Raw genomic sequence first — 945 nt, forward strand, 5'->3', positions numbered from 1 at the left:
GGCACCAGCCAAGGCCATTGCACGCGGCAAGCTCAGCTATGCCGCGCTTGCCCATATCATGATGGCCAAGTGGGGTTATTATCTGCCCTTCTACCGTCAGGTACAGATGATGGCCGCCAAGGGCGTCGATATCGAGCGATCGACGCTTGCGCGCAGCGCCGGCTACGCCGCCGCCTTGCTCGATCCGATCTACAACCGCATCCGTGAGATCGGCCGTACCCGAACCAAGATCCACACCGACGACACGCGGCTTCCGATCCTGGCGCCCGGCAACGGCAGGACACACAAGGGCGCGCTCTGGGTTTACGTTGCCGACGATCGCAACTCGGGTTCGCAGGAGCCACCGATCGCCTGGTATCGCGCCACCATGGGCCGCGCCGGCGAGAGCGTTATGAGCGAGCTCGCCGGATTTACCCGGACGCTCCAGGCTGACGGTTTCAGCGGCTACAACCAGCTCTACAAGGGTGGCGCCATTCGAGAAGCTGCCTGCCTGGCCCATCTGCGTCGCAAGATATTCGACGTTCACGACAGCCAGCCGACCGAGCTCAGCACGACGGCGATGGCCGGTATCCAGGCGATCTACTGGATGGAGGAAGAGATACGGGGGCTGCCGCCCGCCGAGCGATTGGCCGCACGACGAAGGCGGACCCGACCACTGGTCCGCGCGCTGCGACGACAGCTCATGCGCCAGGGCAAGGGTTTGTCGCGCCATGCCGATATCGCGAAGGCCTTCGCCTATGGCACCAGGCGATGGCGCGCGTTCAATCGCTTCCTCTATGATGGCCAGCTCGAGCCCGACAACCTCATCGCGGAGCGCGCCATTCGCGGATTTACGGTCGGCAGGCGCAATTGGCTTTTCTCGGGCAGCTTCGCCGCGGCCGAGCGGTCAGCGGTCGTGCTCAGCATCATTGAGACCTGCAAGCTCTGCGGCGTCGATGCCGAAGC

General features: G+C 64.3%; 1 protein-coding gene. It reads left to right on the top strand.

Annotated features, from left to right (window positions below):
• A partial coding sequence (tnpC, locus tag NKJ13_RS31515; RefSeq protein WP_352779575.1) for an IS66 family transposase occupies window positions 1-945 on the top strand: 945 nt, incomplete at both ends.

The organism is Mesorhizobium sp. M0174 (assembly GCF_040322275.1).
GTDB lineage: Bacteria > Pseudomonadota > Alphaproteobacteria > Rhizobiales > Rhizobiaceae > Mesorhizobium.